Source organism: Pseudobutyrivibrio ruminis AD2017, from assembly GCF_000424305.1.
Classification (GTDB): domain Bacteria; phylum Bacillota; class Clostridia; order Lachnospirales; family Lachnospiraceae; genus Pseudobutyrivibrio; species Pseudobutyrivibrio ruminis_B.
Genome location: NZ_KE384162.1, coordinates 314,724 through 337,338 on the forward strand (window position 1 = coordinate 314,724; position 22,615 = coordinate 337,338).

The 22,615-nt window shown below is 37.1% G+C and carries 19 protein-coding genes; all 19 read right to left on the minus strand.

Annotated features, from left to right (window positions below):
* Positions 1 to 19 precede the first annotated feature (19 nt).
* The gene (gene rlmH, locus G611_RS0111695; protein ID WP_028243770.1) at positions 20 to 499 is read right to left on the minus strand and encodes a 23S rRNA (pseudouridine(1915)-N(3))-methyltransferase RlmH; all 480 of its coding nucleotides are present in this window, start codon (positions 497 to 499) and stop codon (positions 20 to 22) included.
* Between the two features lie 190 nt (positions 500 to 689).
* Complete coding sequence (locus G611_RS0111700) at positions 690 to 1,856, minus strand: chitobiase/beta-hexosaminidase C-terminal domain-containing protein (protein ID WP_028243771.1); 1,167 nt, start codon at positions 1,854 to 1,856, stop codon at positions 690 to 692.
* 1 nt (position 1,857) lies between these two features.
* Entirely contained in the window at positions 1,858 to 3,528 is a 1,671-nt protein-coding gene (locus G611_RS0111705; RefSeq protein WP_028243772.1) for a formate--tetrahydrofolate ligase, read from the minus strand.
* Between the two features lie 13 nt (positions 3,529 to 3,541).
* Positions 3,542 to 6,280, minus strand: coding sequence for an FtsK/SpoIIIE family DNA translocase (locus G611_RS0111710; protein WP_028243773.1), 2,739 nt, complete (start codon positions 6,278 to 6,280; stop codon positions 3,542 to 3,544).
* Positions 6,281 to 6,342: 62 nt separating this feature from the next.
* Positions 6,343 to 7,791 carry a glycogen synthase gene (locus G611_RS0111715; RefSeq protein WP_028243774.1) on the minus strand — a complete coding sequence of 483 codons (1,449 nt, stop codon included), beginning with the start codon at positions 7,789 to 7,791 and terminating at the stop codon, positions 6,343 to 6,345.
* Positions 7,792 to 7,836: 45 nt separating this feature from the next.
* Positions 7,837 to 8,565: a YebC/PmpR family DNA-binding transcriptional regulator gene (locus tag G611_RS0111720; protein WP_028243775.1), complete on the minus strand. Its 729-nt coding sequence runs from the start codon at positions 8,563 to 8,565 to the stop codon at positions 7,837 to 7,839.
* Between the two features lie 57 nt (positions 8,566 to 8,622).
* A complete protein-coding gene (locus G611_RS0111725) occupies positions 8,623 to 9,504 on the minus strand; it encodes a hemolysin family protein (RefSeq protein ID WP_036949205.1) in 882 nt (293 codons plus the stop codon).
* 108 nt (positions 9,505 to 9,612) lie between these two features.
* The gene (locus tag G611_RS14845) at positions 9,613 to 10,362 is read right to left on the minus strand and encodes a hypothetical protein (RefSeq protein WP_051195244.1); all 750 of its coding nucleotides are present in this window, start codon (positions 10,360 to 10,362) and stop codon (positions 9,613 to 9,615) included.
* Positions 10,363 to 10,370: 8 nt separating this feature from the next.
* Entirely contained in the window at positions 10,371 to 11,000 is a 630-nt protein-coding gene (locus G611_RS0111735; protein WP_028243777.1) for a redox-sensing transcriptional repressor Rex, read from the minus strand.
* A gap of 80 nt (positions 11,001 to 11,080) precedes the next feature.
* Complete coding sequence (gene abc-f, locus G611_RS0111740) at positions 11,081 to 12,991, minus strand: ribosomal protection-like ABC-F family protein (RefSeq protein ID WP_028243778.1); 1,911 nt, start codon at positions 12,989 to 12,991, stop codon at positions 11,081 to 11,083.
* Between the two features lie 56 nt (positions 12,992 to 13,047).
* Positions 13,048 to 15,129 carry a polyribonucleotide nucleotidyltransferase gene (locus G611_RS0111745; RefSeq protein ID WP_028243779.1) on the minus strand — a complete coding sequence of 694 codons (2,082 nt, stop codon included), beginning with the start codon at positions 15,127 to 15,129 and terminating at the stop codon, positions 13,048 to 13,050.
* 170 nt (positions 15,130 to 15,299) lie between these two features.
* Positions 15,300 to 15,566 carry a 30S ribosomal protein S15 gene (gene rpsO / locus G611_RS0111750; protein ID WP_028243780.1) on the minus strand — a complete coding sequence of 89 codons (267 nt, stop codon included), beginning with the start codon at positions 15,564 to 15,566 and terminating at the stop codon, positions 15,300 to 15,302.
* Positions 15,567 to 15,705: 139 nt separating this feature from the next.
* The gene (locus G611_RS0111755) at positions 15,706 to 16,326 is read right to left on the minus strand and encodes a DUF4340 domain-containing protein (protein WP_028243781.1); all 621 of its coding nucleotides are present in this window, start codon (positions 16,324 to 16,326) and stop codon (positions 15,706 to 15,708) included.
* Positions 16,327 to 16,340: 14 nt separating this feature from the next.
* Complete coding sequence (locus tag G611_RS0111760) at positions 16,341 to 17,615, minus strand: adenylosuccinate synthase (RefSeq protein WP_028243782.1); 1,275 nt, start codon at positions 17,613 to 17,615, stop codon at positions 16,341 to 16,343.
* Positions 17,616 to 17,638: 23 nt separating this feature from the next.
* Positions 17,639 to 18,511, minus strand: coding sequence for a DegV family protein (locus tag G611_RS0111765; RefSeq protein ID WP_028243783.1), 873 nt, complete (start codon positions 18,509 to 18,511; stop codon positions 17,639 to 17,641).
* An 82-nt stretch (positions 18,512 to 18,593) separates the two neighbouring features.
* Positions 18,594 to 20,228: a chaperonin GroEL gene (groL, locus tag G611_RS0111770; protein ID WP_028243784.1), complete on the minus strand. Its 1,635-nt coding sequence runs from the start codon at positions 20,226 to 20,228 to the stop codon at positions 18,594 to 18,596.
* 47 nt (positions 20,229 to 20,275) lie between these two features.
* On the minus strand, positions 20,276 to 20,560 hold the full coding sequence (gene groES / locus G611_RS0111775) for a co-chaperone GroES (RefSeq protein ID WP_028243785.1): 285 nt from the start codon (positions 20,558 to 20,560) through the stop codon (positions 20,276 to 20,278).
* Between the two features lie 161 nt (positions 20,561 to 20,721).
* Positions 20,722 to 21,867 carry an Mbeg1-like protein gene (locus tag G611_RS14850; protein WP_051195245.1) on the minus strand — a complete coding sequence of 382 codons (1,146 nt, stop codon included), beginning with the start codon at positions 21,865 to 21,867 and terminating at the stop codon, positions 20,722 to 20,724.
* Positions 21,868 to 21,872: 5 nt separating this feature from the next.
* A complete protein-coding gene (locus G611_RS0111785; RefSeq protein WP_028243786.1) occupies positions 21,873 to 22,610 on the minus strand; it encodes a DUF308 domain-containing protein in 738 nt (245 codons plus the stop codon).
* Positions 22,611 to 22,615 lie beyond the last annotated feature (5 nt).

The window sequence follows — 22,615 nt, forward strand, 5'->3', positions numbered from 1 at the left end:
GTAGTACACCCCTTTTTAACTATTTGTGATATGGCTCATTATTCATAATTCGCATAGCTCTATAGATTTGTTCTAGAAGAATTACTCTCATTAGCTGATGCGGAAAAGTCATTTTGGAAAAAGATATGGAATCATTGCAACGTTTCATAACAGCATCAGATAGCCCTAAAGAACCGCCTATAACAAAGCAAATAGAACTATTTCCATTGATGCCAAGATTTTCAATGTATTTAGAAAAAGCAACTGAATCCTGTTGCTTTCCTTGAATTGCAAGGGCTATAGCATAATCTTTATCTTTGATATGCTTAAGTATTCTTTCTCCCTCTTTATCCTTAATAATATTTATCTCATTATCAGTAGAATTCTCAGATGTCTTTTCATCGTTTACTTCGACTACTTCGAGATTACAATATTTCGATAACCTTTTTGCGTATTCTGAAATTGCTTCCCTATAAAACTTTTCTTTAATTTTGCCAACACATAGAATTTTAATATTCATGTTTTATATTTTAGCCCATTTACTCGATTTAAACAACCGTTATAGCACATAAATAAAAAGACACGCCTGCGGTGACGTGTCTTTCAAAGGGAGAATAATGTTATGAAAAATGTATCTCTTATTGAGATGTATTAATGATACTAATTAATTATGTTTAATTAGAGTTTTAAATGTGAAAAATATGTTAATTTTATGGTTGGTAAATATAATTGCCGTGATATGTAGGACTTACATTTCCATCCTCATCAACAATTACAACAGATAAAACACTAGTGCCTTCTAGGATAGGAAATGGTTCAGTATACTGAATTCCATTAACTGAAGGCTTTGTACCATCCCAGGTGTAGTAAGCTCTACAGCCTTCAGGTACTTCTATAGATATCATTACTTTTTCGTTATAAACACCATCTGTAGGTGTTACAACAGGTAGTCCTAACTGTTTATGTGTAACATTATATGTTACTGTAACTACTTCAGAATATTCTCCCTGATTATTCTGTGCTACTGCTTTTACAACAGTTGTTCCTTCTGATATTTGAATAGGTTTATTGTATAGCTTACCTGATGTAATAGGATTTTTCTCGTTTAAAGTGTAGAAAATTTGGTAATCTCCGTTAACAGTTAATTGTAATAAGAAATCCTTATCATAGTCTCCTCCTTCATAACTGAAAGATGGAGGCAGCATGATGTATGTGCTAATTAACTCCTTTAAATCCTCATCAGTTGTGTTTTCGGCAAGCTGATAAATACTATCTTTATCATTCAATGCATCGTAACAGTTTAAAAGATAGGTATATATTTTTTTATTAGAAGAATCTTTTGATAAAGCTTCTTCTAAAAATAATTTACCATTTTCATAATCCTTTACCTGGTAATACATTCTTCCTAAACCATATATAACCTCAAAGGATTTATCATCAATCTCAAAAGCCTCTTCATAATAGCCCAAAGCTTTGGCATATTCTGCGTTGTTTTCAGCATCTACGGCCTTATTCATAATACTGTCGTATGAATGACTGCCAACATAAGGAACAATCATAAGTACGCCTAAAATTGCCACAACAAAAACCGCAATAGAAAGCAATGTTTTTATTTTTTTAGTAAAGATTTCCGGCTCATGACTTGGCTGAGGTTTAGAAGCTGTGTTGCTACTGGTATCTACTTCTATTTTTTCCACGGTATGGTAAACTCCAGTAGCAAACTTCTCTTCTTTACTTTTATTCTTATCTTCTACAACTTTAAATAACAGCTCTTCCTCAAGAACATTGTAATCTGGCACAAGCTGAATAGACTCCCCACATTTTGGGCAGTACATTAAGCCATTTTCAATTTCAGCGCCACATTTTTTACAATTCATTTTAGAAAAGTCCTGTAATTACTCCATCATCGGTAACATCAATATTATTTGCAGCAGGCTGCTTTGGTAAGCCTGGCATTGTCATAATACTTCCAGTAACTGCAACAACAAAACCTGCACCAGCAGAAGCATATACTTCACGAACATTTAATGTAAAGCCCTCAGGTCTGCCAAGCTTTGTGGCATCATCGGAAAGTGAATACTGAGTTTTTGCCATACATACTGGGAAATCTCCCATACCAAGCTCTGTAATCCTCTTAAGCTCTCTTTCTGCTGCTGGAGAATAAGATACATCCTTTGCTCCATAGATTTCTGTTGCAACAGTATTAATTTTATCTTTAAGTGAAAGTTCGTTTTTGTATAAAGGCTCAAAATTGCTTTCTTTGTTTTCCAATACATTAAGAACCTTTTTAGCAAGCTCTACGCCGCCTTGGCCACCCTTTTCCCATACTTCAGAAATGGCAAACTCACATCCTCTTGATTCACAGAATTCCTTAACAAAATTAGTTTCTGCTTCTGAATCAGTAATGAATGAGTTAAGTGTTACAACAACAGGCACCTTATACTTTTGAAGGTTCTCGATGTGCTTTTCAAGGTTAACAATACCCTTCTTTAAAGCATCGAGATTTTCAGCAGTAAGGTCTGTCTTTGGCACACCGCCATTATATTTAAGTGCACGAATAGTTGCAACAAGTACAACTGCATCTGGCTTAAGTCCAGCCATACGGCACTTAATATCGAAAAATTTCTCAGCTCCAAGGTCTGCACCAAAACCTGCCTCAGTAATAGTAATATCTGCAAGCTTCATTGCTGCCTTTGTAGCTCTTACTGAGTTACAACCATGTGCGATATTTGCAAATGGTCCGCCATGTACGATAGCTGGTGTATGTTCAAGTGTCTGGATAAGGTTTGGCTTTAAAGCATCCTTAAGAAGCGCTGCCATAGCACCTGTAGCCTGCAAATCACCAGCTGTAACAGGCTTTCCATCAAAAGTATATGCAACGATAATTTTGCTAAGTCGATTCTTTAAATCGTGCATATCATCAGCAAGACAAAGTATAGCCATTATTTCTGATGCTACTGTGATGACGAAGTGATCTTCTCTAACCATTCCGTCTGCCTTTGCCCCAAGACCAATAACAATATTTCTAAGGGCTCTGTCATTCATATCAAGACATCTTTTCCAAACCACCTGTCTAGGATCGATTCCAAGACTGTTACCCTGCTGAATATGATTATCAAGCATTGCAGCAAGCAAATTGTTTGCTGATGTGATTGCGTGAAAATCACCTGTAAAATGAAGATTTAGATCTTCCATTGGTACTACCTGTGCGTAGCCGCCGCCTGCAGCTCCACCCTTAATACCAAAACAAGGTCCCAAAGAAGGCTCTCTTAATGCTAGGCAGGCTTTTTTACCAAGCACGCCCATTGCTTCACCTAATCCAACAGATGTAGTAGTTTTTCCTTCACCTGCAGGAGTTGGATTAATAGCTGTAACAAGTACAAGCTTTCCATCCTTTTTAGATTCTAATTTAGCAAGCAATTCATCAGAAAGTTTAGCTTTATATTTTCCGTATAACTCTAAATCATCCTCAGTGATATCAAGTAATGCTGCAACATCCTTGATATGTGCCATTTTTGCTTCTTGTGCGATTTGAATGTCTGTCTTCATGTGCATGACTCCCTTACTGTGCTTTTATTAGTTCTTCAAACTCCGATATGGACATACGGATTTCTCTAGGCTTAGTACCCATTTCTGGTCCTACAACGCCAGCTTCCGCAAGCTGATCCATAATTCTTGCAGCTCTGTTAAATCCAATCCTAAAGTTTCTTTGTAGGTATCCAATAGAACCCTTCTGATTTTCTATAACAAGGCGTCCGGCTTCAATAAATAGCTGGTCTCTAGAATTATCTGGTTCTCCAGATATAGATACCGAACCATTGCCTGCCTCGGAGTTTTGAATTTGTGTTTCTATATCAGAATTATATTCTGCGCCATCGTTGTTATTCTTAAGGAAATCAACAACAGCGCTGACCTCTTCATCACTAACAAATGCACCCTGTACACGAATAGGCTTTGAAAGATTTTGTGGTGCGTAAAGCATATCACCATTACCAAGCAAATCTTCCGCTCCATTCATATCAAGGATAACTCGTGAATCATTACTAGATGAAACAGAAAATGCTATACGTGAAGGCACATTAGCCTTAATCAAACCTGTAATAACATTAACTGTAGGTTTCTGTGTTGCAATAATCAAATGAATTCCTGCCGCTCTGGCAAGCTGAGCAAGACGTACAATTGAATCTTCAACATCTGCGGCAGCAACCATCATAAGATCCGCCACCTCATCAAGAATAATAACAAGCTGTGACATGCGAACTCGCTTCTCTTCTGGAATTTCTTCAGGAAGAGCGTCGCTTTCAACCTTTTCATTAAAGCCTTCTATATTACGAACTCCAGCTGCAGCTAAAAGCTCGTATCTGTCAGTCATTTCCTTAACTGCCCAGTGAAGTGCACCAGCCGCCTTTTTAGCGTCAGTAATAACTGGCAATAACAAATGTGGAATACCATTATATACAGAAAGCTCAACCATCTTAGGGTCAACCATTATCATCTTAACCTCATCTGGCTTAGCATGATATAAGATACTCATAATAATGGTATTAATACAAACTGATTTACCTGAGCCTGTGGCACCTGCAATAAGCAAGTGAGGCATCTTTTCAATATTTCCAACAATAACCGAACCTGAAATATCCTTACCAACACAGAAGGAAATTTTAGATTTGGCTGATTTGAATTCTTTTGACGAAACCAGCTCCTTAAATCCAACCATTGATTTAACCTTATTAGGTACTTCAATACCAATGGCCGATTTACCAGGAATAGGTGCTTCAATTCTGACATCTGTTACAGCCATGTTAAGCTTAATATCATCGGATAGATTAACAACCTTTGAAACGCGTGTACCTTCTGCAATTTCAAGCTCGTACCTTGTAACAGATGGTCCTAATGTAACTTCTGTAACATTTGCAGAAACTCCAAAGTTTCCAAGAGTTCTTTGAAGCTTTCCAGCCATCTCCTGAAGATATTCCTTTGAATCCCCACCATTTTTCTTTGTGTCATTAAGTAAAGTAAGTGGTGGATATTTATAAGGCTTATTTGTCTTCTTTTTATCAGCTTCAACCTGTGCTCTAAGTGATTCTGAAGAACTTTCTATTTCTTCCTTTGTAGATGCTGAAGGCTTAGGCTTTCTAGTAGCAGGCTGAGGCTCTACAGGTTGTGGTATAGGCTCTTCTACAGTAGAAACTGGAGGCTCAGGAGTATTAATAACCGGTGGTGCCGGTGTATTAATAACAGGAGCAGTATTTAACACTGGTTTAATTGGTTCTTCAATAACTGCCTCTTCAACAGGTGCATCTGATACGACATTCTTAAATGAATGCAAACTTTTAGATTTCTTGTCTCCAGAACGCAATCTGTGACGACTTGTAGTAGTAACCTCTACATTGCCCTCACCTTCAGCCATGTTAAATTTGATTTCATTTACATCACCGGATGCTGTTAATTCGCTATAATCCGGAACAAGAGTTGTGTCGCTAGTAATTCCAGAACGTTTTCTATCTCTTCTGTTTCCCTCTTGTTGGTTCATCTGAAGCTGTTCTAAAGCTTTATCTTCATTGATTTTATCAAGAATTGCCTGTCTGTTTTCATTGTATCTGACTTGATTTGCTTCTCGTTCTAATAACTGGCGTTCTCTTCTAGCTCTTCTTTTAGCAGCTGCTCTATCGGCATGATATCTGGAAGATTGCTGGACCTTATCAAAAGCAAATCTTTCCATAATAATGATTACGCAAACAATCATAATGATAATATCAATAAGATATGCACCTAATAGTCCGAAGCTATCAAATATTCCATAAACAATAGCTCCACCTATTAAGCCACCGCCATAGTGCTTTTCTTTTGCAAATGCAAAAGCTTCAATTGGTGTTAATATTTCCTGACCATTTATAATCAGCTCAACAAAAACACTGATAAATATTAATAAGACAGTGCCTGCAACGACTTTAGCCACTGCCACTTTATTTCCATAATTTGAAATGATAAAAAAAGCCGAAAAAGCTACCATGAAAGGTAGTACAAATTGGATAATACCAAAAACACCAAATAAGAAATTCGATACAGCATTACCTACCATGCCGCCGATTCCGAAATTACTAATACATAAAAGAATGCATAGCACTAAAGACCCCCAAAGGACTATTTCCTTTGATGAATCTTCAAAAAATGGATCCTCAAATTCTACCTCTGTTGCCTTTGTTCTAGTGTTCTTATTATTTGTCGACTTTCTAGTTGTGTTTTGGGATTTTTTAGTATTTGATTTTCTTTTAGAATTATTCGTCCCTTTTTGTGCCAAAATATAACCTCTACATTCAAAAGAGAATAGTAAAACTATTCTCTTTTGCAAATTTATATTTTCTAACCAATCAAATAGTTATAAATATTTTCGTATTTTTCTTTTTGTACAGACCAAGAATAGTTCTTGCTCATACCGCGCTCAATAATTTTATTCCATTGAGCCTTCTTCTCAAAGTAAATATACTTACTGTAATTAACAGTATTAAGTAGCTCGTCACCATTATAATTAGCAAACGAGAAACCATCTCCTGTTTTCATGAATTCATTATACGCCTCAACAGTATCAGCTAATCCGCCTGTTTCACGTACGATAGGTACAGTACCATATCTAAATGAAATTAGCTGTGTTAAGCCACATGGCTCAAATCTTGAAGGCATTAAGAATGCATCAGCTGCAGCATAAAGCTTGTGTGCAAGATTATCGTCATAGCAAATATTAGCTGAAATCTTCTCAGGATATTTCCAAGCATAATGTCTAAACATATTTTCGTATTTAGATTCACCAGTACCGATAACAACAAGCTGAGTGAAATCGTCAACAATACCCTCTATGCAATAATTGATAAGATCAAGGCCCTTTTGATCAGTTAATCTGGAAATAAGACCAATCATATATTTCTTTGAATCAACCTCTAAGCCTAAATCTGCCTGTATTTTAGTTTTGTTAATCTTTTTATTCTTGCGGAATGTATTAATATCAAAGTTTTTGTATATCTTTGAATCAGTAGCTGGATTATATACATTGTTATCAATACCATTTACAATACCCTGCATATCATAATGACGAGAACGAAGTAATCCGTCTAAGCCCTCACCGTAATATGGCATTTGGATTTCGTCGCAATATTTACCTGATACAGTTGTAATGTAATCAGCATATACAAGGCCACCTTTAAGCATGTTACCACATTTTTTGTACTCAAGCTTATCTGGTGTAAATAAATTCATTGAAAGACCTGAAATGCCTGCTACAGTCTTAATGTCCCACATTCCCTGGAACTTAAGATTATGAATTGTCATAACAGATTTCATTCCCCAGAAGAATTGATCTCCCTGGAAATCATTTTTTAAGTAAACTGGAATAAAACCTGTTTGCCAGTCATGGCAATGAATAAGATTAGGCTGAAAACCAATGAGTGGAAGCATTGATAATACTGCCTTATCAAAGAAGATGAACTTTTCAAGGTCCCATCTATCCTCTGAATATGGATAGAAGCAATCGAAGTAATCATGGTTATCTATAAAATAGAATGTAACACCATCATATTCATACTGAAACACACCAACATATTTAGTACCAACTAGAGGTCCCATGTTCATTTGGAAACTAGTTAAAAACTGAAAATCCTTTTTGTATTTCTCAGGTATAAATGTATAGTAAGGCAAAACCACTCTAACATCGAAGTATTCCTTAGAAAACTCCTTTGGTAAAGCACCACAAACGTCTGCTAAACCACCTGTTTTAACAAATGGTACGCATTCGCTTGCCGCAAATAGTATTTTATTCATTAGTTATCAACCCCTCTTATTTTTTTGTCCCAATCCTAAAGCAAATTATTCGTTCCAGTTATGATATACATTCTGAACATCATCATCTTCATCAAGAAGATCAAGAATCTTATTGATTTTGTATAAATCCTGCTCGTCTGTAAGCTCAACATAAGTCTGAGGAATCATTGTAACTTCAGCGTCAGCCATAGGAATGTTCTCAGCTTCAAGAGCTTCTCTTACTGCAGAAAAATCATCAGGTGATGTGTAAATTTCGAAGCAATCCTCTTCTTCAGAGAAATCTTCTGCACCTGCATCAAGCGCCATCATCATTAAATCGTCTGCATCCATAGAACAATCTTCTTTAGAAATGATGATCTGACCCTTATTATCAAACATAAATGATACACAACCTGGAGTACCAATGCTTCCGCCGCCCTTTGTGAAAGCGTTTCTTACATTAGCAGCTGTACGGTTACGGTTATCTGTAAGACAATCAACGATGATTGCAGTACCGTTTGGACCATATCCTTCGTATGTAACGTTTTCGTAGTTAACTGCATCAATGTTACCAGCAGCCTTCTTAATACCATTTTCGATTGTGGCATTAGGAACGTTATTAGCCTTTGCCTTAGCAATAACATCGCGGAGCTTTGAGTTATTATTTGGATCTGGACCGCCTTCCTTAACTGCTACAGCAATTTCACGTCCAATTATTGTAAAAATCTTACCTTTTGCAGCATCATTCTTTTCTTTTTTGTGCTTAATATTAGCAAATTTTGAATGTCCTGACATAAAAAATATACCTCTTTTCTATTGTGAATCTAAGAAATTATATCAAATTACAGTTTTTTATTCAACGTGCCTTTTCTTTCTGACGTAAACACCATCAATTACTTTATCTGTCACGTTTTTGATATAAAAAACATAATTATCATCTTCAAGTGTGAAGGATTTTCCATCCTCAGGAATCTTGCCGTATAATGAAATCAAATAACCATTTAATGTTTCGTAATCCTCTGAAAACTTAGAGCCAAGTATATCTTCAACCTCTTCTAATGTTGTTGAACCATCCATTAGATAAGAATCTTCGTTTTTTATTTCTATTGATGCTTCATCTTCATCATGCTCATCTTCAATGTTTCCAACGATTTCCTCAAGAATATCTTCCAAAGACAAAAGTCCTGAAACCTGGCCATATTCATCAATAACAATGACCATATGTCGCTTTTTCGATTGCATTTTTGTAAATAAAGTATTTATTCCATGAGTTTCTGGAACAAATTCTGCAACAGACATAAGCTCATGTAAATCTTTAACCTTAAGGTTATCAATATCCTTGTCGTAATACATTAAAATGTCTTTAATGTGCAAAATACCGATTATGTTATCTAACTCATCGATATATACAGGATATCTGCTCATATTGTTTTCGTTAATAAAGTTGATTGCTTCTCTAAGAGTGTAATCACCATTTATAGCGACAATATTTTTCCTGTGAGTCATAATATCTTTGGCATCTGTATCCGAAAACTCAAAAATATTTTGAATCATAGCTGCTTCCGAAGCTAAGATATTACCGTCCTCATGACCTTCATTTACAAGAGATATTACATCCTCTTCAGTGACGTTCTCTTGTTTAGAGCGCCTGTACAATATAATAATGATTGCCAATTCAATTAAGGCAATAATACATAAAACTATTAATAAATAGGGATTCGACCCGTCTTCCATAAAGACTCCTTTCAAGCTTTATCAGTTCCTCTAATATGATAACATACCTATATAAAAAAGACTAAACATTATGGCGTTTAGTCTTTAAAAATTTAGTGAATTATAAGATCAAGATTGTTCTTCTAAATCAACTTCTTTTGCAGCCTCTTCATCTTCCTTTGTTTCTTTAGCCACTTCGTCTAAATCAATATCTTCTAAATCAACATTAGATAAATCATTGCTTTTTTCGGCTTCTTCTGTAGGTTCTTCCCTATCATTTGCACTACCAATATAGAAATCACCATTTTGCATATCAAACAAATTCAATACTTCCATTCCAAAGACATCATGCATGTAGGAATAGATTTCTTTATTGTTGATTTCACGATTGTGCTTTCTTATAACATTCTTCTTAAGCTTAACTCTAATATCCTTAATCCATTCAGTTATTTCTTCAGCCTCAGAAGAATTAGTTCTAAGCTTATCATAACAATAATCCATTGATGCCAACATAAGTTGTTTGTTAACATCCTCTATTTGTTTTGGTAATTCCAAAAGCTCATCTTCATTAGTAGCAATTCGTTCTTTACATTCCTCAAGAAGTCTTTTATCATCGTCTAATTTCTTGGAAATCAAATCTGAAGTACTTTCCATATTAGACATGACTGAGGCCATAAGATTTTCCTTAACCTTCTTAAGGTCCTTAAGTTCTTGCTTAATTTCTGCTTCTCGCTTAATTAGCTCATTTTCTTTAGCTTCAAGCTCCTTGACAGAATCAGGCTTTCCACCTAAAGCAAAAAGTCTGTGCCATTTTTGATCCAAAATAAGAACTGGCACTTTAATATTTGCAATTGCAGAAGAAAAATCTTTTTCAGCCATAAAGTCACCTACTTTTTATGCTGTGTAATGTTGTATGAAAGCTGCATCAAACTATCTGAAAGATGTACGTTTTCAATGACAACATCTGGTATATCATCCAAATCAACGTGAGCAAAATTCCAGATGGCATGAACGCCAAGAGAAACTAATTTAAGCGCAGTACTCTTTGCATTCTGCTTAGGAAGTGTAAGCGCTGCAATCTCAACATTATTATTTTTCACAAATTCTGGTAATTCTTCCAGCATCTGCACTGGTAAATCTCTTACCATTTTGCCTTTAAGCTCAGGATTTACATCAAAAAGTCCTATGATTTTAAATCCTACACGCTCAAACTTAACGTAACCTGCTATGGCCTGACCAAGATTACCTGCACCTATAACAATTACATTATGAGTATCATTAACGCCCAAGATATTTCCGATTTCATCATGGAGATACGCAACGTTATACCCATAGCCTTGCTGACCGAAGCCGCCAAAATTGTTAAGGTCCTGTCTAATCTGTGATGCGGTCACATGCATGCGTTTACTTAAATCATTTGATGAAATTCTTTCAACACCATCATCTAAAAGCTCACCTAAATATCTGTAATATCTTGGAAGTCTTCTGATAACTGCCTGTGATATCTGTTTATCCAAATCTAACGCCTCCTCATTGCACTGTACTTTAATTATAAAATTCAGATAAAACTATGTCAAGATTTTAACAAGCACATTAATCAGTCCATATTTAATTCTTCCCATTTTTCATACAAGGATTCAAGCTTTTTATCAATATCTGCCTGCTTAGCTGAAAGCTCATTTAGCTTAGCAGAATTAGTCATATTTTCAGGTTTTACAAATTCTTCTTCAATGCCAGCTTTTTGTGCTTCAAGCTTCTCAATTTCATCTTCTATTTTATTTATTTGATTTTGAAGTTTTCTTTTTTCTGCTTCTATTCTTTTTTGTTCTTTGTAATCTAATTTTGATGCTGTTTCAGTTGTTGATACACCAGATTCTTTAACATCATTAGTATTTCCAAACAATTGCTCTTTTTTAGCAATGTAATCATCATAGTTTCCAAGATATTTAGTAAATGTTCCATTTGAAAGCTCTAAAATAATATTAGCTGTTCTATTTACAAAATATCTATCATGACTTACATATAAAAGCGTTCCATCATATTCGTTCAAAGCATCTTCTAGCTTCTCTTTTGAGTCCATATCCAAGTGGTTAGTTGGCTCATCAAGGATTAAGAAGTTAGACTTTGAAAGCATCAGTTTAGCCAAAGATACTCTACCACGCTCACCACCTGATAGTTCGCTGATTCTCTTGAAAACATCATCCTCAGTAAACATAAAGGCAGCCAAAGTATTTCTAACCTTTGTTTCAGTTAAAAATGGATAAGCGTCATGCAACTCGTCAAAAATAGTGTTAGATTCTGTTAAGCCCTGCTGTTCCTGGTCGTAGTAACCTACGGTAACATTGGCTCCAAATTTAATTTCTCCGGTCTCAAAGGAAGTTAATCCGTTTATGCACTTTAGGATGGTAGTTTTACCTGTACCATTATCGCCTAAAATAGCAATTCTATCCCCTTTATGAACTTCAAAGGATAAATCTGTGAAGATGTTTTTATCATCATATGATTTAGTAACATGTGAGAAATCTAAAACATCCTTACCACTTTCTTTTTCAATTTCAAGTGTAAGGCGCATTCCTGCAGAATCCTTATCTGGAGCATCCATAATCTCCATCTTATCTAAAAGCTTTTTACGACTCTCAGCACGCTTAATAGATTTTTCTCTATTAAAAGACTGAAGCTTATCAATAACCGCCTTCTGATGTTCTATTTCTTTTTGCTGTTTTTCGTAAGATCTTTCGTATGTAAGCTGATAAACTGCCTTTTGCTCAACATAGGCACTATAATTTCCGTTATATACGTTAGTTTTTCCATAAGATAAATCAACCACGTGATCAACTATCTTATCAAGGAAATATCTATCATGGGCAACTATAATAACAGAACCTTTATAAGATGATAAATACCCCTCAAGCCATACTATAGAATTAAGATCCAAATGGTTTATAGGCTCATCTAACAAAAGTAAATCTGGAGATGATGCTAAAAGTCTGCCTAGGCTGACACGAGTTTTTTGACCACCAGACAGCTCATTCATGCTCTTTTGTAAATCATCGCCTTCAAAGCCAAGTCCCTTTAAAATACCAATAGCCTCAGAACGGAAGGTGTATCCCCCCTGCAAATCGAACTGATGCTGTAACTTATGATAATTATCCATAAAAGAAGCCATTTCAGATGAATCTACATCGCTCATAGCCTGCTCCATTTCAGATAATCGTTTTTCCATAGATAGAAGGTCTTCTCGTGCGTGTAGTACTGTATCAAGAATATTTGTCTTGAAGGTATCTTCTTGATACTGAGCTAAATATCCAAATGTAGCATCCTTTTTAAGAGTTACTTCACCTTCATCGGCAGGAAGTTCCCCTATTATTATCTTAAGTAAAGTAGATTTACCTGTACCATTGTTTCCAACTATGGCAACTTTGGAACCTTCATCTACTGTAAATGTGGCATCTCTTATGATATTGTCTTCGCCAAAAGATTTATAAATATGTGAAACATTAAGAAGCATATTTTTTACCTAAAAAATGCGCCTGACTTTTGCCAGGCGCAAAATGAATTCAAATTTTACTGTGCATCCTTAATAGAGAAGCTGATACGTCCCATCTTGTCCTTACCAAGGCATACAACCTTAACAGTATCTCCAAGTGTAAGTACATCTTCAACTCTATCAATTCTTTCCTTAGCAATCTTAGAAATGTGAACCATACCTTCTTTACCAGGTGCGAACTCGATAAATGCACCGAATTCCTTGATAGAAACTACCTTACCTGTTAAAATCTGGCCCTGCTCAAAATCAGTTGTAATGATTTCAATCATACGCTTTGCTTCAGCCATCTTTGCTGCATCTGTACCGCAGATAGAAACATTACCTTCATCAGTAATATCAATCTTAACATCACATCTAGCAATGATTTCGTTGATTGTCTTTCCGCGCTGTCCAACAACATCACCAATCTTCTCTGGGTCGATAGTAAGTTGAATAATCTTTGGAGCGTATTCGCCAACCTCTTTACGTGGCTCTGCAATAGCCTTGCTCATGCAATTATCCATGATGAATAATCTAGCTTCACGACATCTTGCAATAGCGCCTTCAACGATTGGACGTGTAAGACCGTGAATCTTAATATCCATCTGAATAGCTGTGATACCTTCCTTAGTACCTGTAACCTTGAAATCCATATCTCCAAAGAAATCTTCAAGACCCTGGATATCTGTAAGAAGTACAAAATCGTCGTCTGTATCGCCTGTAACAAGACCACAAGAGATACCAGCAACCATAGCCTTAATCGGAACACCAGCAGCCATAAGTGACATACATGATGCACATGTTGAAGCCATTGATGTAGAACCGTTTGATTCGAATGTCTCAGATACGGCACGAATAGCGTATGGGAACTCCTCTGGTGAAGGAAGTACAGGAAGAAGCGCACGCTCTGCTAATGCACCGTGACCAATTTCACGACGTCCTGGTCCACGTGATGGCTTTGTCTCACCTACAGAATATGCAGGGAAGTTGTAGTGATGCATGTATCTCTTCTCTGTAACGAATGGATCAAGTCCATCAATCTTCTGAGCCTCTGAAAGAGGTGCAAGAGTTACAACATCGCAAATCTGTGTTTGTCCACGTGTAAACATTGAAGAACCGTGAACACGAGGAACGATATCTACCTCAGCTGCAAGTGGACGAATCTGTGTGATTTCACGACCATCTGGACGCTTGTGATCCTTAAGAATCATCTTACGAACAGTCTTCTTTTCGTATTGATAAATAGCTTCGCCTAAAACAGCAAGCCATTCTTCATTATCTGCAAATGCTTCCTCAAGACGCTCTGTAATCTGACGGATGTTCTCCTCACGAACCTGCTTCTCATCTGTGAATACAGCTTCTTCCATCTCTGCTGGAGGAACGATTTCCTTCATCTTTGCAAAGAGCTCTTCTGGAATAGCGCATGATGTATACTCATGCTTTGGCTTACCACATTCCTTAACCATCTCATCGATAAATGCGATAACTTTCTGGTTAACATCGTGGCACTTATAAATAGCCTCAATCATCTTATCCTCAGGGATGATGTTAGCACCAGCTTCAATCATGATAACCTTTTCACGTGTAGAAGCTACAGTAAGCTTAAGGTCGCCCTTATCCCACTGCTCCTGAGAAGGGTTAACGATAAATTCTCCATCAATCATACCCATCTGTGTCATAGCACATGGGCCATCGAATGGGATATCTGAAATACATGTAGAAATTGCAGCACCAAGCATAGCAACAAGCTCTGGTCTGCACTGTGGATCTACCGACATAACCATGTTGTTAAGTGTAACATCGTTACGATAATCCTTTGGGAAAAGTGGACGCATTGGTCTGTCGATAACACGTGCTGTAAGAACTGAGTTCTCAGAAGCCTTTCCCTCTCTCTTGTTAAAGCCTCCTGGAATCTTTCCTACTGCATATGTCTTTTCTTCAAATTCAACTGAAAGTGGAAAGAAATCAATACCATCACGAGGCTTGTCAGATGCTGTAGCAGTAGATAATACTGTTGTCTCACCATACTGAATAAATGCTGCGCCATTAGCCTGTGCAGCGACTCTGCCGATATCAACACGAAGTGTTCTACCAGCCAAATCCATTGTAAATGTCTTCATGGTTTTCTCCTTAATAATTTATTATTTAAGCATCAACCCGAAACTACTGAAAATGAAGCGAGAAAAACAAACTACCATATTTTCGCTCCTAATTCAGTGGCTTCGGATTTTGCTTTTAATCAAAGTTCAATAAGAAAATGAGCGGAGTAATTGTACTCCGCTCTTATAGATTACTTTCTTAAGCCAAGACGCTCAATGATTGAACGATATCTCTCAATGTCTGTGTTCTTAAGGTAAGCAAGAAGGTTTCTTCTCTTACCAACCATCTTCATCATACCGCGACGTGAGTGGTGATCACCTGGGTTAGCCTTAAGGTGCTCTGTAAGCTCAGCGATACGTGCTGAAAGAACTGCGATCTGAACCTCTGGAGAACCTGTGTCACCAGCTGTTCTAGCGTACTCATTGATAATTGCCTGTTTCTTTTCTTTTGTAATCATTTGAATTACCTCCTATAAAATATGTATGCCGTAACTAAGGTGAAGGTCGGAGTGTCCAAAACCTGAGTTACAGTAAAATTAGTACCGATATATAATATCACAGCGTGCAAAATATGTAAACTACATAAAATTTAAACTGTCATTTAACGGCTATCAAATCCTCTATAGCATACTCGCTAACATTTTTAAGCTTGCCCTCATTTACATATATCGTAGAAAAATCATAATTAAGGGCAAAATAAACATTTCCAGTAGATTCATCAACGTTTCCTAAGGAAATTAACGTTGTGTTGCCGTTAGCATCATTTATTGCATATTCCAAAGAATCCTGGCTAAGACCGTAGTCCTCTGGCTTGTCTGTAACAATTGAATCTACAAACTTAATGTCAGTAAGATAATTTAAAACCTTATCAATTCTAGTAGAATTAATATTAAGTGTGATATCGTCAATATAAACCCAACCCTCATCTTTTCTTTCAAAATTCAAAAGAATGCCATGAGAATCTGTCATTTTGAAGCTATATACCTCTTCTTTTGGTATGAGAAGTATGTTTTCGCCTTTATCATTTTTCTCACTTTCAGAATCAAGAAAATCAACATGACTACCCTCTTCCTTTGAAATAAAAGGAAATAAACCGCCAGAAGATTCATTATCTGAAGGCTTTTGAACTAAGGCAAATACTAAAAGCAAAACAAGTAAAACAACAGCCACAATTATTAATATGATTTTACTATATTTGGAATTTATTATATTTTTCATAACCCCTCGTTATATTATCTATAAATAATATCTTCTCTACCAGGACCATTTGAAACCATTGTAATTGGGAAGCCGATTTCCTTCTCAATAAATTCAATGTAATTTCTACAGTTTTCTGGTAAGTCTTCGTACTTTTTAATTCCTCTGATATCGCATTTCCATCCTGGAAGTGTCTTAAGCACTGGCTTTGCCTTTTCAAGCTTAGATGTAACAGGGAAGTCTGTTGTAACCTCACCATCGATTTCATAACCGATGCACACTGGAATCTCATCAAGATAACCAAGTACATCAACTACTGTAAACGCTACATCTGTTGTACCCTGCATTCTACAACCGTACTTAGAAGCAACGCAGTCAAACCATCCCATACGACGTGGACGACCTGTTGTAGCACCGAACTCACCACCGTCACCACCGCGACGTCTAAGCTCATCTGCTTCATCTCCGAAGATTTCAGAAACAAATGCACCTGCTCCAACTGCTGATGAGTATGCCTTACATACTGTAACAACCTGCTTTAGCTCCTGTGCTGGGATACCAGCTCCAATACATCCGTATGGTGCAAGCGTTGATGAAGATGTAACCATAGGATAAATTCCGTGATCTGGGTCCTTAAGAGTTCCAAGCTGACCCTCAAGAAGGATTGTCTTGTTTTCTTTGATTGCTTTCCATAGGTATGCTGATGTATCACATACATAAGGTGCAATCATATCTCTATATTCGTGAAGTGTATTAAGTAATTCTTCTGGTGTAAGAAGTGGCTTGTGATATAAATGCTCAAGAAGAACATTCTTCTGATCACATGTGCGAACTACCTTTTCCTTAAGGAGCTCATCATCAAAAAGTTCCTGAACCTGATAACCAATTTTAGCATACTTATCAGAGTAAAATGGTGCAATACCACTCTTTGTTGAACCAAATGAAGCTTTACCTAAACGTTCTTCCTCATATTGATCAAAAAGGATATGATATGGCATAACAATCTGAGCTCTATCAGACACAAGTATGTGTGGAGCTGGAACCCCTTTCTCCTCTATAGATTTAATCTCGTTAATGAGAACAGGGATGTTAAGTGCAACACCGTTTCCAATAATACTTGTTGTATGATTATAAAAAACTCCTGAAGGTAATGTGTGAAGTGCGAATTTACCATAGTTGTTTACGATAGTGTGTCCTGCATTAGCACCTCCTTGAAATCGTACTATGATGTCTGCGTCAGCTGCCATCATGTCAGTAATCTTACCTTTGCCTTCGTCGCCCCAATTAGCGCCTACAACTGCTTTAACCATAACAATCCTCCTAAAAACAATATTTAATTTATATCAATCAATTTCTTAGTCACTGTACAAGCTAAAGCGCCTGGTCCAATGTGACATGAAACTGAAAGTGATAACGGATCAATCCAGATTTCTTTACCTGGGAACTCTGCTAAAAGCTCTTCTCTGAACTTTTCTGCTGCTTCCTGGTTCTGTGTATGTGCGATTGAGATGATCACATCATCCAGATTATCTGTATGAAGAACATTTTGCATATCCTTCTTTAAAGCATCTATCATAATAGATTTTGCCTGCTTCATTGTGCGGGCCATTGCATATTTATCTAGCTTTTCTCCGTAGATTGAAAGAACTGGCTTAATCTTAAGTAGTGAGCCGATAGCTGCAACTGCAGGTGTAAGACGACCACCCTTCTTAAGATATTCAAGTGTATCAACTGTAATGTAGATAGTTGATGCTGCCTTGATTTCCATTAAAGCATCACGGATTTCCTCTGCTGTCTTTCCCATATCAGCAAGCTTTTTAGCCTCTAAGGCTGAAAGCTTCTGGGTAACAGAAATACGCTGGTTGTCTACAACTACAACCTTGCCATCATAGTCCTCTGAAAGCATCTGTGCTGTAGCACACGATGAAGAAAGGCCTGAAGACATAGGAATGTATACAACCTGATCGTAGTCCTCTAAAAGCTTATCCCATAAATCTATAAGATTACCTGTGATTGGCATTGAAGTAGTGATTTCTCCACCCTGAGTAAGCTTTTCATAAAACTGCTCCTGAGTTAAATCGATATCCTCGTAATATAATTGTTCGTTAATATAAAATGGCATTGGAATAACATAGACGCCAAGCTCCTTAGCTTCTGCCTGTGTAATGCCACTGTTACTATCTGTAAGTATAGCTACTTTGCTCATATATCACCTCTAATTAAAATAAAAAACACCGCTGATTATTTTAACATAATCAGCGGTGAAAAGGAACCTTAATTAATGAAAATTAGTACATTCCACCCATGCCTGCACCAGCGGCTGCAGCAGCTGCGGCATCAGCAGCAGGGTCTTTAATGTCAGCAACAACTGACTCTGTTGTAAGAAGTGTAGATGCAACAGATGCAGCGTTCTGAAGAGCTGTACGTGTAACCTTTACAGGATCTACGATACCAGACTTAACCATCTCAACATACTTCTCGTTGTACGCATCAAAACCAACGCTATCCTCAGACTCACGAACCTTGTTAATGATTACAGAGCCTTCAAGACCAGCATTTGCAGCGATGTAGAAAAGTGGAGCCTCAAGAGCCTTAACGATTACGTTAGCACCTGTCTTCTCATCACCTGTAAGTGAATCAGCAAGCTCAGCAACCTTCTTCTGAACGTGGATGTAAGCGCTTCCACCACCTGCGATGATACCTTCCTCAACAGCTGCACGAGTAGCGTTAAGAGCATCCTCCATACGAAGCTTAGCTTCCTTCATTTCTGTTTCTGTAGCAGCACCTACGCGGATAACTGCAACACCACCTGCAAGCTTAGCAAGTCTTTCCTGAAGCTTTTCCTTATCAAACTCAGATGTTGTCTCTTCAATCTGACCACGAATCTGTGAAACACGAGCCTCGATAGCTGCCTTATCGCCCATACCATCAACGATAACTGTGTTTTCCTTGTTGACCTTAACGCTCTTTGCACGTCCAAGCTGCTCAAGTGTAGTATCCTTAAGCTCAAGACCTACCTCTTCAGAGATTACCTGACCACCTGTAAGGATTGCGATATCCTGAAGCATTTCCTTACGTCTGTCGCCATATCCTGGAGCCTTAACTGCAACTACGTTGAATGTACCACGAAGCTTGTTAAGGATAAGTGTTGTAAGAGCCTCGCCCTCGATATCCTCAGCGATAATAAGAAGTCTAGCACCAGACTGAACAATCTGCTCTAATATTGGAAGAATCTCCTGGATGTTAGAAATCTTCTTGTCTGTAATAAGAATATATGGATCATCAAGGTTAGCTTCCATCTTATCCATGTCTGTGCACATGTAAGCTGAAATATAACCTCTGTCAAACTGCATACCTTCAACAAGGTCAAGCTCTGTCTGCATTGTCTTAGATTCTTCGATTGTGATAACACCATCGTTAGAAACCTTCTCCATAGCGTCAGCAACCATCTGACCTACTTCGTCATCACCAGCAGAAATAGCTGCAACTCTTGCAATCTGCTCTTTGCCATCTACAGCCTTAGACATGCCAACGATTGCTTCTGTAGCACACTCTACAGCCTTCTTCATACCCTTTCTAAGAACGATTGGGTTAGCACCAGCAGCAAGGTTCTTCATACCTTCCTTAACCATTGCCTGAGCAAGTACTGTAGCTGTTGTAGTACCATCACCAGCAACATCATTTGTCTTTGTAGCTACTTCCTTAACAAGCTGAGCACCCATGTTCTCGAATGGATCATCAAGCTCAACATCCTTTGCAATAGTAACACCATCGTTTGTGATAAGTGGAGCACCGTAAGACTTTGCAAGAACTACGTTACGTCCCTTAGGTCCGATTGTTACTCTAACTGTATTTGCTAATTTATCAACACCAGCTTCAAGAGCCTGTCTAGCTTCTGCGCCATACTTAATTTCTTTTGCCATGATTTTTTCCTCACTTTCAATTATTAGGATTCAAGATTAATCAAAAATTATTCTACTACTGCAAGAATATCATTCTGACGAACAATGATATATTCTTCGCCTTCAAGCTTTACTTCTGTACCAGCATATTTAGAATAAATAACCTTCTGGCCTTCTTTTACCTGCATTGTGATTTCTTTACCATCTACAACCCCGCCAGGACCAACTGCGATTACCATAGCTTCCTGTGGTTTCTCCTGTGCAGCTGAAGCTAAAATAATACCAGACTTTGTAGTCTCTTCTGCTTCACACTGTTTTAATACAACTCTGTCAGTTAATGGAACTAATTTCATTTTATATTACCTCCTAAATTATATTATCAATTTTATTTATTAGCACTCACTATCATCGAGTGCTAACTACATGATGTATAATAGGATTCTACGGGAATAGTTGCAAGTAAAAATCTTGCAGCTATTTCTATAGAATCCTATCAAATACTCTCGTTTTCTCTTTATTTCTCTTTTTTTCTCATTATTAGACTTTTTGGCAGTATTGAAAGCACGGAATTCTTAAGACTATCTCCGCCTGCAGACACCAGCTTCATGAATACATCCATTACAAGTGCCTGCTTATCAGGCTCAAGGGTTTGAATTTCCTTTGTGATAGCCGCAACAGATTTAACCTTGCTAGATGTAATCTGGGAAAGCTTTGTGGCGCCAGATGATTCCAAGGATGAGAAAAATATATCTCCAAATGCTGCCCTTGTTTCATAATCAACTGAAAGGGCCCAATTTGTAATAATTTCATCAATCACTTCAGAAGATGAAGCCACCTTGTCTCTGTATTCAAAACCGCTTTTTGTAACAAGCCATGACATAGGGTCATGCTGATTTATTCCCTTTGAATCACTTCCAACAACCAAGGTCTTTGATTTGGTATAAAGTAGTAAACCAATCATGGATTCCTCAGGAATAAATTTATGTACCTTTTTTACATTATGCTTATATTCCGGCCTTTTAAGAAGCTCAGGAATAAAGCCTGGGCCGTCAAAATTATAAACATCGATAATGCTATCCTTTATATGTGGCTTTGAAAAAGCACTGCCATAAACGGCAAAATTACCGCCCTTTGAATGACCGCCTATTCTAATAGGCTTCATAGTTCTGGCCAGATTAGTGTTAAGATATTCCACTGCTTTAAGCTGACCTCCGGTGCCCTCAGAAAAGCACATGTTAAAGTCTTCCTTCCAGCCAACTAATGTGTCGTCTGTACCTCTAAAGGCAACAAAAATAGTGCCATCTGGCAAATAAAAGGTACAAACAGAAAACTGACTTTGATTATCTGAATCAACTTCATTAGTAAAACCACAAAGCTTGGTACCGCCAAATCGACCTGAATGAACCATTTCTTTAAGTAAAAATGGCGCAAGTCTGGTCAATGTTTTTTTATTAATAAACTCTTCATCAGAGTACTTTTCAAATAATTTTGTTGTCACATCTTCTATGGAAATCTTTTCCTTTAATCCTGGACCAGGCACTAAACCATCAAAAGGTGAATACACCAGTTCACAAAGAACCAGTGCATCCACCTCGTTAAATGGTGCTATATCAAAGGGGACATCCCCTCTCCATTTTAAGTAATCAACAATGTTAGCCATATAATTTATTCCTCAAATAAATCATCGGAGCCCTCAGCTGGAGCCTTTACCTCTTCCTCTTTAAACTCAACTGCTGGTTCATCCTCGAAGATTGAATCATCTGTATTTTTGCCAGCAAACACTGGAGATTCCTCCATATTTCGCTTGTAAATTCTATTTGAATCCTTCTTGTGGTCATTTAGACCTATAACCATAAGTAAAAGTGAGAATAATGAAAATGCTCCAACAACAATCAAATATATGAACGAAATCATATCTCCTGCAAATATCTTTGTTGGTGTAAGTAAAATGTAAATGCTACCAGCGATTGTAGCAATTCCAAGAAGCAGGCTTAAGAACCATGAACCTCTTTGAATATGGAAAAGTGCAAATGACTGCTGAAGCATAACTGCACCAAAAACTACGCCTATAAGGCAAACTAATGCATCGATAAATGTAGAAACAACATCAGCATTTATGATGAATACAGCTCCAATAATTACAAGAATAACCCCCATTGTAAAGCCATAGCTGGTAATTCGGATATATTCATGATTAAAGAAGTATTTAATCATGTAATACATACCAAAGCAAATAAATAAAATACCAAGACCTAAAATTGAAAATGAATATACCATCTTTGCTATAAAAGCTGCATCAAAAACTATAAGACAGATACCAACAGCTAAAAAAGCAAGCGCTCCTATTATATTGGCTACAAGTCCTGCCTTAGAATCCTTAATTTCCTCTTTGTTTGAAGCCATAATCT

Coding starts and splice junctions, on each gene's coding strand:
- rlmH (WP_028243770.1), bottom strand. CDS start 499: ATGAATATTAAAATTCTATGTGTTGGCAAAATTAAAGAAAAGTTTTAT.
- G611_RS0111700 (WP_028243771.1), bottom strand. CDS start 1,856: ATGAATTGTAAAAAATGTGGCGCTGAAATTGAAAATGGCTTAATGTAC.
- G611_RS0111705 (WP_028243772.1), bottom strand. CDS start 3,528: ATGAAGACAGACATTCAAATCGCACAAGAAGCAAAAATGGCACATATC.
- G611_RS0111715 (WP_028243774.1), bottom strand. CDS start 7,791: ATGAATAAAATACTATTTGCGGCAAGCGAATGCGTACCATTTGTTAAA.
- G611_RS0111720 (WP_028243775.1), bottom strand. CDS start 8,565: ATGTCAGGACATTCAAAATTTGCTAATATTAAGCACAAAAAAGAAAAG.
- G611_RS0111725 (WP_036949205.1), bottom strand. CDS start 9,504: ATGGAAGACGGGTCGAATCCCTATTTATTAATAGTTTTATGTATTATT.
- G611_RS14845 (WP_051195244.1), bottom strand. CDS start 10,362: ATGGCTGAAAAAGATTTTTCTTCTGCAATTGCAAATATTAAAGTGCCA.
- abc-f (WP_028243778.1), bottom strand. CDS start 12,991: ATGCTTCTTAATGTTTCACATATTTATAAATCTTTTGGCGAAGACAAT.
- G611_RS0111745 (WP_028243779.1), bottom strand. CDS start 15,129: ATGAAGACATTTACAATGGATTTGGCTGGTAGAACACTTCGTGTTGAT.
- rpsO (WP_028243780.1), bottom strand. CDS start 15,566: ATGATTACAAAAGAAAAGAAACAGGCAATTATCAATGAGTACGCTAGA.
- G611_RS0111755 (WP_028243781.1), bottom strand. CDS start 16,326: ATGAAAAATATAATAAATTCCAAATATAGTAAAATCATATTAATAATT.
- G611_RS0111760 (WP_028243782.1), bottom strand. CDS start 17,615: ATGGTTAAAGCAGTTGTAGGCGCTAATTGGGGCGACGAAGGCAAAGGT.
- G611_RS0111765 (WP_028243783.1), bottom strand. CDS start 18,511: ATGAGCAAAGTAGCTATACTTACAGATAGTAACAGTGGCATTACACAG.
- groL (WP_028243784.1), bottom strand. CDS start 20,228: ATGGCAAAAGAAATTAAGTATGGCGCAGAAGCTAGACAGGCTCTTGAA.
- groES (WP_028243785.1), bottom strand. CDS start 20,560: ATGAAATTAGTTCCATTAACTGACAGAGTTGTATTAAAACAGTGTGAA.
- G611_RS14850 (WP_051195245.1), bottom strand. CDS start 21,867: ATGGCTAACATTGTTGATTACTTAAAATGGAGAGGGGATGTCCCCTTT.
- G611_RS0111785 (WP_028243786.1), bottom strand. CDS start 22,610: ATGGCTTCAAACAAAGAGGAAATTAAGGATTCTAAGGCAGGACTTGTA.